Here is an 11,090-nt window from a genome sequence, read left to right as displayed (position 1 = left end):
TTCGGTTACACGGGTCTGATCGGCGCGACCATCGCGATCGCGGGTCTGTCCGTGACGGTGTGGGCGCACCACATGTACGTCACCGGCGGTGTGCTCCTGCCGTTCTTCTCCTTCATGACGTTCCTCATCGCCGTCCCGACGGGCGTCAAGTTCTTCAACTGGCTCGGCACCATGTGGCGCGGAAGCCTGTCGTTCGAGACGCCGATGCTGTGGGCGACCGGCTTCCTGATCACGTTCGTCTTCGGCGGGCTCACGGGAGTGCTGCTGGCTTCGCCGCCCATCGACTTCCATGTCTCCGACTCGTACTTCGTGGTCGCGCACTTCCACTACGTGATCTTCGGGACGGTCGTGTTCGCGATGTTCTCCGGCTTCCACTTCTGGTGGCCCAAGTTCACCGGCAGGATGCTGGACGAGCGTCTCGGCAAGATCACCTTCTGGACGCTGTTCATCGGCTTCCACGGCACGTTCCTGGTCCAGCACTGGCTGGGCGCCCAGGGCATGCAGCGGCGGATCCCCGACTATCTGGCGGTGGAGGGCCTGACGACCCTCAACACGGTGTCGAGTGTCTTCTCGTTCCTGCTCGGCATGTCGATGCTGCCGTTCTTCTACAACGTGTGGAAGACGGCGAAGTACGGCGAGAAGGTCGAGGTCGACGACCCGTGGGGCTACGGCCGCTCCCTGGAGTGGGCGACCTCCTGCCCGCCGCCGCGCCACAACTTCGTCGCCCTGCCGAAGATCCGCAGCGAGTCCCCGGCGTTCGACCTGCACCATGACGCCATCGCGGCGGCGGAGCGGGAGTTGACGCTCCGGTGACCGCCATGGAAGGGCTCCCGCTGGATGTGCGGGCGTTCCACAACGCCGTCGAGGGCCATCTGCTGGCCGCCGCCGCGCACGAGGAGGCCCGTACGGCCGCCGCCCGCTTCGCCGCCAGGCTCGACTGGCTGACGGAGGCGCAACGGGCTCAGGTGGAGCGGCAGTTCGCGGCGGAGCATCTCGGCCTCGCCCGGGCCTCGTGGCAGCGCACGGCCCGGCGGGGTGAGGAACTGCGGGGCGAGTACGAGGGGGTGTACCGCAGGCTCCGCGCGCGGCTGCTGGCCGGGTTCCTGCTGGGGGGCGCGTTGGTGGTGGCGGCGGATCTCGTGGTGCTGGTGTCGGTCTAACCGCGTGTGGCGCCGCGTCCCGCGTATGGCGCTGCGTATGGCGCTGCGTATGGCGCTGCGTATGGCGCTGCGTATGGCGCGGCCCGGCGGGTGGCGTCACATGTGTGACGTGGGTGACGGGCGGCGGGTGGCGAGTGGCTGGCGTCACACGTGTGACGCGGGTGACGGTGGCGGGTGCGTGTGGCGTTCGGAAGGGCGGCCACTGTCACGGCCACCGCAACCGTCATCACCCCGCAACGGTCATCGCCCCGCAACCGCCGTCACCTTCACCGGTGCGGCTGCGGCTGCCAGCCCGGCGGCCGCAGGATTCCCAGCAGTTGCCGGACCAGTTCGTCGACGACGTCGTCGAGCGTCGCGTCGACCCAGCCGGCGCTCCAGTCGTGCAGCAGGCCGTTGACGCTGCCGATGAAGCCCGTCGCGGCGAGGCGGTAGTCGCGGGGTGCGGCCTCTCCGCGTGCGACGGCCGCGTCGGCCTCGGCGCAGATGAGGTCGACCCAGCCGGCCCGGCGGGCGAGCCGCTGCTCCTCCAGGCGCGGGCTGACACCGATGATCTCGACGAAGGTGATGCGGATCCGGCGCGGATCGGCGGCGACGTTCCCGGCGTAGGCGCGGAAGACGGCGGTGGCGCGCTCGACCAGCGGCAGGTCCGCGGCGCCCGAGGCCGCCTCCAGAACGGCCGCTTCGGCCCACCCGTTGACCTGGAGGTGCAGCGCGGCGAGTACGTCCTCAAGGGTGCGGAACTCCTCGTAGAACTGGCGGGTGGAGAGCCCGGCCGTCTCGCTGAGGGCCGCGACCGTGGTGGAGCGGAAGCCCGGCGTGTCGCCGAACAGATGGAGCGCGGCGTCGAGGAACCGCCGGCGCCGCTCGGCCTGCCGCTCCTCAGCGGTCTTGCCGCCGTAGCGGCCGGTCGGCGCTCTGAGTCTGCCCGGCACCGGCTCTCCCTTCCTCGTTCGAACACCGATTTTGTCGTGCACGCGGTCTTGTGGAGAAGGCCGCCCCTTCCTTACTTTGCAGTAAGTTCACTCTGAAAGCACACGTGTTCAGACTCCGCGCACCTCCCTTTGGCATGTCCCACTCACCATGCTCGCCCCCAGCAGAGACCCCCCAGCAGAGAGGGGAACAGTCATGCCCGTCTTCCGACGCCGGCACCTGTGCTCCGTAGCCGCAGCCCTCGCCCTGACCGTCACCGTTCCCGCGACCGCCGCGACCGCGGCCGCCCCGGGCTCCTCCGCCGCGCTGCGCGAGGTGCTGTTCGTGGGCAACAACTGGGACGGCACCGCCGATGTCATCAGGTCCACCGGTGACTTCGCGAAGATCGGCCGCATCAACGTGATCCCCGACAAGGACGAGCGGATGGCGGCGATCAACGCCGATCCGATCAGGTGGATCTACTTCATGGCGATCCGCAACAGCGTCGGCGAGGGCCACGACCAGTTCGTCGACGACATGTACTCGACGCCGGACGGGAAGTCGGTGGTCGTCTCCCGGCCGAGCTTCGCCGACGTCGTGTCGATCGACCTCGCCTCCGGGCGGCTCAACTGGCGCTTCCCCGTGTCCGGTTACCGCTCCGACCACATGGCGGTCTCCCCCGACGGCAAGCGGGTCGCGGTCTCGGCGTCGACCTCCAACACCGTGCATGTGCTGGACATCGTCTCCGGTAAGGAAATGGGCAAGTTCGGCACCGGCGACAAGCCGCACGAGAACATCTTCACCCAGGACGGCAAGTACATCTACAACATGGCGATCGGCGACGTGAACACGCAGACCGACGCCCCCTGGCTGGACTGGACGAAGGGCGACCGGCGCATCACCGTCGTCGACGCCACCACGTACAAGCAGGTCAAGGTCATCGACATGCGCCCGCACCTGGACGCCCTCGGCCTCAAGGACCACTCCGACGCGGTCCGCCCTGCCGTCTTCTCGCCGGACGAGTCGAAGCTGTACTTCCAGGTCTCCTTCTTCAACGGCTTCTTCGAGTACGACATCGCCACCGCCAAGATCACCCGCACCAAGACGCTGCCGAAGAACCCGGCGACCAACGACGACCGCACGACCTTCGTCAACGACTCGCGCCACCACGGCATTTCCATGAGCCCGGACGGGCGCAAGCTGTGCGTCGCGGGCACGATGGACGACTACGCCACCGTCGTCGACCGCGCCACCCTCCAGGAGGGCCCGCTCGTCACCGCCTCCAAGCCCTACTGGGCCACGGTCAGCGGTGACGGCAAGTCCTGCGTGGTCTCCGAGAGCGGCACCGACCAGGTCACGGCCATCGACTTCGCCACCGGGAAGAAGGTCGCGTCCGTGCCGGTCGGTGACCACCCGCAGCGTGTCCGGCTCGGCCGGGTGGCGGCCGACTGGACGAGCCCGTCCGCTAGTTGACCTCCTTCGCCGCCCAGGCCGCCAGCTCCGATCGGGCCGCGGCGAGCAGGTCCGCCGAGGGGGCCGTCGCCCCGTTGGTCACCAGCGCGTAGTGCAGGACGCCCGAGTCCGGCGCGGTGAGCAGCAGGCGGCGGCTTCCCGTGCCGCCGGGCTCCGGGGCCACGCCGACCGGGGTCGAGGCGGTGTACCCCGGCGGGGCATGGACCGTGCCCAGGTCGGAGACGACCGTGGTGGACGCGGCGGGGAAACTCGCCGGAAGGTGCAGTTCGGTGGGCGCCCGGCCGCCGTCCGAGCGCCACAGCAGCAGCCCGTACTGCCCCGACCCCACCAGCCGTTGCACGTTCGGCAGGGAACCGGGCACCGGGTTCCAGGTCAGGGTCGTCGAGCCGTCGCGGGAGCGGTCCTCGTAGGTGAAGCCGACGGTCTCACCGGCCGTGGCGCTCGGGTAGAGGCGGTCCAGGAGGCGGGCGTCCTGGCGCAGCACCGGCTTGCCCGAGTCGTCGAGGCGTACGGCGGAGAGGTCCTCGTCGTTCCAGGCGTCGCCGGCGGTGAGGGCCTTGTCGGGGTTGCCGTTCATCAACTCGTGGTGGCGGCCGTTGTAGATGTCCCACTGCCACTGGGAGCCGGAGAGCACGCGCCCCGAGGCCGCCGGGTCGGCCCACCAGTCGGCGCCCTTCACACGGGAGTCGAGGGCCTGGTACATCGCCTTGAGGACGGTCGGCGCCTTGTCGGAGACGTTGCCCGCCAGCGGATGTCCGAACTCGCTGACCACGGCGGCCGTCCGCGCGGCTGCGGCCCGGTCGCGGACGGTGCGGAAGTCGCCCGTGTACTGGCCGTCGGCCGCCTTGCCCCACATGAAGACGCCGGAGATGGCCTTCTGGTCGTAGAAGTGGGTGTTGAAGACGTAGCGCGGGCCGAGTGTGCCGGCGTCGAGCAGGCCGCCCTCCTGCTTCTGGAAGTCGAGGTTGGCGTTCCAGAAGAGGTTCGGCTCGACGAAGGCGGGCTTGTCGCGCCAGCCGGCCGTGTCCATGCGGGCGCGGAACTTCTCGTAGAAGGGCCAGAGCACGTCCTTCTCCCAGGCCCGGCTGGTCTGCCCGGAGTCGAGGACGCCGGGGTGCGGCTCGTTGTAGGGGTCGAATCCGGCGACGCCCTTGAACTGGTCCGCGCTCAGGTGCTGCCGCACGTACGTCATGGTCTTCTGGGCGGTGGCGAGGAAGGCGTCCTGCACGCCGTGCGCGTTGTGCCAGAAGTCGTAGGTGGCACGTTTCACCGCCTCGTTCTGGGTGATGTTCTGCCCCCAGAAGAGGCAGATCCCGCAGGACTCGTCCGGGTAGTTCCCGGCGTCCACCGCCCACTTGGGGGCGCCGTCGCCGGTGTACCAGCTGTCGGCGTCGAACAGGTGCCGGGAGTAGAGGTCCTGGTGGAAGTCGGGGTAGACGCGGATGCCGGCGTCGAGGAACGCCTTCATCTGGTCGGTGGCGGCGGCCAGGTAGGCCGTGTCGGCCTGGCCGCGCTCGGGCTCGGCGTAGGCCCAGGAGAGCAGGAAGCGGACGGTGTTGCCGCCGCCGAGGGCACGCAGCGCGGTCGCCGACTTGCGGGCGTCGGCGACCGAGGCGAAGGGCAGGCCCTTGTTCTCCGCGAGCTTGGTCTCGCCGGAGACGTTGTAGCCGCGCAGTACGATCTCGCGGCCGTGGGCGTCGGTGAAGCGGCCGTCCCGCACCGTGACGGTGGGGTCGTCGAACCAGAGGGAGCCGGGAGGCGGCGCGGCGGTGGCCGGCGGGACGCCCGCCACCGACACCGAACCGAAGAGGACGACCAGGACGACCAGGAGACGCGCTCGGATAGTCGGCATGTCCACTACAGTCCGGCGATATCAGGACACCGTCAACCCTTCTGACTTTGGAGTAAGTTCCGTCCGGACAACCCTCACACGTCAGCCACCGAGCCTCCGTGTCACGTTCAACAAGTACTCCTTCCTGTTCAGCGGGTTGTGGTCGGTGCGCGGGCGCTCGGGGATCGTGCCGTGCGTGACGGGAGCGTAGTGGGCGAAGGAGTTCTCCAGCTCCCCCTCGCCGCGGGTGAGCCCCGGCAGCCTCTGTTCGAGGGCATGCACCCGGGCGGCCGGCACGGTGCCTTCGAGCACACAGGCCTCGTCCCGGTTCCGGGTCGTCTCGGGTACGGCCGCGAGCTGGGCGAGGACCGGCAGCAGGGCGCCGAGGGTGTCGGCGGGCGCCTCGATCCGGAAACGGTGCATCGGCTCGTGGACCCGCGTCCCGGCCCGCCGCAGCGCCTCGATCAGCACCAGCGGTGTCACGCCCCGGAAGTCGGCCCCGGTGCTCGACATGCTCTTGTCGAAGCCCTGGTGGGCATGGCTCTGGCGGGGCCAGTAGCCGCTGTGCGTCATGGTGACCACGCAGTCGGTGACCTGCCAGCCGTGCAGCCCCTGGTCGAGGGTCTCGCGCACGGTGTCCTCGACGGCCTTGAAGAAGGCGTACGGCATCGCGCCGAGCTCCACCTCCAGCCGGAAGGCCACGCCCGAGCCGACCGGCGCGGGCTCGACGCGCAGACCGACCGTCGCGAGGAACGGGTTGGGGTCCTTCTTGATGAACTCCGCGGCCTGCCCCGTGCCGAGGGGCCGTTCGACGCACAGCGGCGTCGTCTCGCGGAAGCCGACGTCGAGTCCGTACTCGTCGGCGAGCGTGGCCTGGATGACCTCCTTCTGCACCTCGCCGTAGAGGGAGACGGAGGTCTCCCGGCGGCGTTCGTCGTGGCGCAGGCCGATCAGCGGGTCCTGCTCGGCGAGCTGGGTGAGGGCGAGGTGGAGCGCTCCCCGGGGCACCTCCGGGCCGGGGACGACGACCGTCTCCAGGGTCGGCGGGGCGAAGACGTGCTCGTACGCCGTGCGGGGTTCGCCGATCGCGTCGCCGACGCGGATGTCTCCGAGCCCGGTGAGACGGGCGATCCGGCCGGCCGCGACGCGGTCGGCACGCGTGTCCGTGCCCTGCCCGAAGACGCTGATGCCGGTGATCCGGCCCTCGGCTCCGTCCGCTCCGAAGGGGACCCGGTCGCGGGTGCGCAGGGTCCCGGAGAACATCCGGGCGTAGGCCACCTTCTCCCCCGCCGGGCCCCGGTCGACCTTGAACACGGTGGCGGAGACCGGCCCGTCCGCGTCCCCGTCGGCGGCGGGCAGCAGCGTCTGGACGCCGGACAGGAGCGCCCCCACGCCCGCGCCTGTGGCGGCGGAACCGAAGTACACCGGGTGGACGAGCGCCTCACGGGTCTGCGCGACGAGCGACCCGTGCAGCAGGGCGTCCGTGAGGGTGTTCTCGACGTACGCGGCCAGCAGGACGTCGTCGTGCCCGGTCAGGACGTCGAGGGCGCCGGCCGCCGCCGGTGCGGGGACGGGAATGACGCGGGCCGCGCGGGTGCCGAGGCCGGTGGCGGTCACCATCGGCACGATCGCGGGTGTCAGCCGGGCCCCGATCTCCCGCAGCACCTCGTCGTGGCGTGCCCCGCTCCGGTCGATCTTGTTGACGAAGAGCAGGGTCGGGATGCGCAGCCGCTGGAGCGTGCGCATCAGCACCCGCGTCTGCGCCTGCACCCCTTCGACGGCGGAGATCACGAGGACGACGCCGTCCAGCACGCCGAGGACGCGCTCCACCTCGGCGATGAAGTCCGGGTGGCCTGGGGTGTCGATGAGGTTGACGGTCACGCCGTCGAGCGGGAACGAGACGACGGCGGACTTGATGGTGATGCCGCGCTGCCGCTCCAGGGCGAGGGTGTCGGTTCGGGTGTTCCCGTCGTCGACACTGCCGATCTCGTCGATCAGCCCGGCCGAATGGAGCAGCCGCTCGGTCAGGCTGGTCTTACCCGCGTCGACATGGGCGAGAATTCCAAGGTTGAGCATGTGCACGAAGCGTCATGTCCTTCGGAGAGAGGTCCGTTCCTGGCTGGGGGGACATGCACGCTGTGCGCATTCGGAGCTCCTCCGGACTCGGTGACGCCGCTGACCCGAGCAGTGCACCAGACCGGCACCGGGCGCCACAACGGAATTAGCCGCTGCCGGGGTACCCGGCGGGGTGCGCGCAAGGAGAGGAGCGGCTCGTGCGTGACGTTCTCCCGGTGCTCGGCGGCTGGTACGCGGCCGGCGTCCCGTTCGGCCTCGCGACGGTCGTCCAGGTCAGCCGCAGCGCACCACGTGACCCGGGCGCGGCGATGGCCGTGGGCCCGGACGAGGAGGTCGTGGGCAGTGTGTCCGGGGGGTGCGTCGAGGGCGCGGTGTTCGAACTGGCGCAGGAGGTCGCCGCGGGCGGCGAGGCCCGTCTCGAGACCTTCGGTTACAGCGACGAGGACGCCTTCTCGGTCGGTCTGACCTGCGGCGGCGAGATCACCGTCCTCGTGCGCGCGGTCACGCCGGAGCGGGATCCCGGCTTCGGCGCGGTCGCCGACTCGGTCGCGGCGGGTGAGCCGGTCACGGTGGCGACCGTCACCGACGGGCCGGCGCCGCGCGGGGCGACCCTCGCCGTGTGGCCGGACCGGGTCCTCGGCACGCTCGGCGCGAGCGGCCTGGAGGCTGCCGTGACCGCCGACGCCCGCGGTGAACTCGCCCTCGGAGCCACCGGCCTGCGGCACTACGGGCCGCAGGGGCAGCGCCGCGAGGACGCCGTGAGCGTCTTCCTGCAGTCCTTCGCACCGCCGCCGCGGATGCTGGTCTTCGGCGCGATCGACTACGCCGCGGCCGTGGCCCGCATCGGCGACTTCCTCGGCTACCGGGTCACCGTCTGCGACGCCCGCCCGGTCTTCGCCACGCCCCGGCGCTTCCCCGAGGGGGTGGAGGTGGTCGCGCGGTGGCCGCACCGCTATCTGCGCGAGACGGACACGGACGAGCGCACGGTGATCTGTGTCCTGACGCACGACCCCAAGTTCGACGTGCCGCTGCTGACGGAGGCGCTGCGCCGCCCGGCCGCCTACATCGGGGCGATGGGCAGCCGCCGCACGCACACCGACCGGGCAGCGCGACTGGCCGGGGCCGGGCTCACGGAGTCCGAGCTGTCCCGGCTGCGCTCACCGGTCGGCCTCGACCTCGGGGCCCGTACGCCCGAGGAGGTGGCGGTGTCCGTCGCCGCCGAGATCGTGGCGCTGCGCTGGGGCGGCAGCGGCGCGCCGCTGACCGCGACGGAGGGGGCGGTGCATCCGCACCGAACGTCCTGATCACCGGCGCCGACCCCGGTCGGCCACCGTCAGGCCGGATTCGTACGCCGGGTCGCCGTCAGTGCATCGGCCACCAGCCCACCAGCCTCACCAGCCCACCTGGCGGACCCGCCTCTTGCCTCGGGCGGCGGGCACCCGTACGCTCACCGCCGTACCGACTGGACGGTATGCAGCTGAGGAGAGGTGCCGGACATGAGCACGATCAACCACCAGATACGCCTGGCCGCACGTCCCGTGGGAGAGCCGCGCCCCACCGACTGGCAGCATGCCGAGGAGCCGGCCGGGCAGCCGGGCGACGGCGAGTTCCTGGTACAAGTGCTCTGTCTGTCGATCGACCCGGCGATGCGCGGCTGGATGAACGCGGGCAGGTCCTACATCCGCCCGGTGGAGATCGGCGAGGTGATGCGCGCCGGCGCGGTGGGGAGGGTGGTCGCCTCCCGGCACTCCGGGTTCGCGGTCGGCGACCATGTGTCGGGCACGTTCGGCGTGCAGGAGTACTGCGTGTCGGACGGGCGCGGCGTGACCAAGGTCGACCCTGCGGCGGCCCCCTTGCCGACCTACCTCGGCACACTCGGCATGTCGGGCCTGACGGCCTACTTCGGCCTGATCGAGGTCGGGCGTCCCGAGCCGGGGCAGACCGTCGTGGTCTCCGGTGCGGCCGGGGCCGTCGGCAGCGTCGTCGGGCAGATCGCCAAGATCCTGGGCTGCCGGGTCGTCGGCATCGCCGGCGGCGAGGCCAAGTGCCGGATGATCGTGGACGAGTTCGGGTTCGACGCCGCGATCGACTACCAGAGCGAGGACGTCCGCAAGGCGCTGCGCGAGCACGCCCCCGACGGCGTCGACGTCTACTTCGACAACGTCGGCGGCGACGTCCTGGACGCCGTGCTGCCGCGGCTGGCGCGCGGCGCCCGCGTGGTCGTCTGCGGCGCGATCTCCCAGTACAACAGCACCAAGCCGCAGGGCCCCGCCAACTACCTGTCCTTGCTGGTGAACCGCGCCTCCATGACGGGCATCGTGGTGTTCGACTACGCCGATCGGTACGCGGAGGGCATCGCGCGGATGGCCGCATGGCGGGCCGAGGGCCGGCTGAAGTCCCTGGAGGACGTGGTCTCCGGCTCGGTGGCGGAGTTCCCCGAGACCCTGATGCGCCTGTTCCGTGGTGACAACCACGGCAAGCTGGTGCTGAAGATCGCGGACTGACCGGGCGCGAGGGGAGGGAGAGATCCGATGAAGGCACTGACCTACCACGGCCGTCACGACATCCGCTACGGGGAGGCCCCCGACCCGGCCGTCACCAGCCCCGCGGACGCGGTGGTTCAGGTGACCGCGGCCGGCATCTGCGGCAGCGACCTGCACATCTACGGCGGCAACGCGTTCAGCCCGGAACCGGGCTACACACCGGGGCACGAATGCGTCGGCCTGGTCGTCGACACCGGCGGCCAGGTCACGCGGTTCAAGCCCGGCGACCGGGTTCTGGTGCCGGCCTCTGTCGGCTGCGCACAGTGCCGGCAGTGCGCGGCAGGGTTCACCGCGCGCTGCGAGCGCGCCGAGTCGAGCACGGAGCTCTGCTACGGACTGAGTCCGAAGCTGCCGGGCAGCCAGGCTCAGCTCCTGGCCGTGCCCTGCGCCGACGTCAATCTGGTGCACCTCCCCGAGGACATCTCCGACGACGCCGCCGTCGTCCTGACGGACAACGCCCCCACCGCCTGGTACGGCTGCCGCCGTGCCCGTATCCGGCCCGGTGAGACCGTCCTGGTCGTCGGCCTCGGCCCGGTCGGCCTGATGGCCGCCCAGTCCGCCTTCGCGATGGGCGCGGCCCGGGTGCTGGGCGTGGACCTGGTCGCGGAACGCCGCGCCTTCGCCGCCGGCCTGGGCGTCGAGCCGGTCGAGGGTGACGACGCGCGGGCCGCCATCCGGGACATGACCGGCGGCCGTGGGCCGGACGCCGTGGTGGAGGCGGTGGGTTCCGACGCCACCATCGAACTGGCCGTCAAGGCCGTCCGGCAGGCCGGCCGGGTCAGCGTCATCGGGGTCAGCCAGAACAAGGCGTTCCCGTTCCACATGTATCTGGCGCAGGTCAAGGAACTGGAGTTCGCCATCGGGTTGTGCTCGGTGCACTACGAACTCCCTCCTCTGATCGCCCTCACCCGTGCCGGCCGGATCAAGCCCGAGGTCGTGGTCTCCCACCGCTTCGCCCTCTCCGAGGGCCCCGCCGCGTACGAACTGTTCGCAGGCCGCTCAGACGGCGTCCGCAAGATCCTCCTCGACCCGACCGGCTGACTGCTCCCGGCCACACACCTACCGGTCGGTCGGCCGGTCTCCTAGGGTGAGCCTCTC

9 protein-coding genes are annotated in these 11,090 nt (G+C 71.0%); 6 read left to right on the top strand and 3 right to left on the bottom strand.

What is annotated here, in order from left to right:
* Together ACFY9S_RS29195 and ACFY9S_RS29190 are read left to right on the top strand one after the other, a co-directional pair.
* A partial coding sequence (locus tag ACFY9S_RS29195; protein WP_391133870.1) for a cbb3-type cytochrome c oxidase subunit I occupies positions 1-813 on the top strand: 813 nt, incomplete at its 5' end.
* 5 nt (positions 814-818) lie between these two features.
* The gene (locus ACFY9S_RS29190) at positions 819-1,160 is read left to right on the top strand and encodes a hypothetical protein (protein WP_391133902.1); all 342 of its coding nucleotides are present in this window, start codon (positions 819-821) and stop codon (positions 1,158-1,160) included.
* Between the two features lie 266 nt (positions 1,161-1,426).
* Here ACFY9S_RS29190 and ACFY9S_RS29185 read toward each other — a convergent pair whose 3' ends face one another.
* Positions 1,427-2,092, bottom strand: coding sequence for a TetR family transcriptional regulator (locus tag ACFY9S_RS29185; RefSeq protein ID WP_391133867.1), 666 nt, complete (start codon positions 2,090-2,092; stop codon positions 1,427-1,429).
* 193 nt (positions 2,093-2,285) lie between these two features.
* Between ACFY9S_RS29185 and ACFY9S_RS29180 the strand changes: the two genes are divergently transcribed.
* Positions 2,286-3,542 carry a YncE family protein gene (locus ACFY9S_RS29180; protein WP_391133864.1) on the top strand — a complete coding sequence of 419 codons (1,257 nt, stop codon included), beginning with the start codon at positions 2,286-2,288 and terminating at the stop codon, positions 3,540-3,542.
* Here the strand turns inward: ACFY9S_RS29180 and ACFY9S_RS29175 are convergent.
* Positions 3,535-5,394, bottom strand: a complete 1,860-nt coding sequence (locus ACFY9S_RS29175) for a cellulase family glycosylhydrolase (protein WP_391133861.1) — start codon at positions 5,392-5,394, stop codon at positions 3,535-3,537. The two genes, ACFY9S_RS29180 and ACFY9S_RS29175, sit on opposite strands and share 8 nt — an antisense overlap.
* 81 nt (positions 5,395-5,475) lie before the next feature.
* Positions 5,476-7,455, bottom strand: a complete 1,980-nt coding sequence (locus tag ACFY9S_RS29170) for a GTP-binding protein (protein ID WP_391133859.1) — start codon at positions 7,453-7,455, stop codon at positions 5,476-5,478.
* 191 nt (positions 7,456-7,646) lie between these two features.
* Here ACFY9S_RS29170 and ACFY9S_RS29165 point away from each other — a divergent pair, with 191 nt between their 5' ends.
* From ACFY9S_RS29165 to ACFY9S_RS29155, 3 genes are all read left to right on the top strand, one after another.
* Complete coding sequence (locus ACFY9S_RS29165; protein ID WP_391133856.1) at positions 7,647-8,753, top strand: XdhC family protein; 1,107 nt, start codon at positions 7,647-7,649, stop codon at positions 8,751-8,753.
* Positions 8,754-8,945: 192 nt separating this feature from the next.
* The gene (locus ACFY9S_RS29160) at positions 8,946-9,953 is read left to right on the top strand and encodes a zinc-binding dehydrogenase (RefSeq protein WP_391133853.1); all 1,008 of its coding nucleotides are present in this window, start codon (positions 8,946-8,948) and stop codon (positions 9,951-9,953) included.
* A gap of 27 nt (positions 9,954-9,980) precedes the next feature.
* Entirely contained in the window at positions 9,981-11,033 is a 1,053-nt protein-coding gene (locus ACFY9S_RS29155; protein WP_391133851.1) for an alcohol dehydrogenase catalytic domain-containing protein, read from the top strand.
* Positions 11,034-11,090: the final 57 nt, after the last annotated feature.

Origin of the sequence: Streptomyces sp. NPDC012474 (assembly GCF_042955185.1) — a bacterium.
In the GTDB taxonomy this organism is placed as follows: domain Bacteria; phylum Actinomycetota; class Actinomycetes; order Streptomycetales; family Streptomycetaceae; genus Streptomyces; species Streptomyces cahuitamycinicus.
Note: the sequence above shows the minus strand (reverse complement) of the source record. Positions and strands in the feature narration are given on the sequence as shown.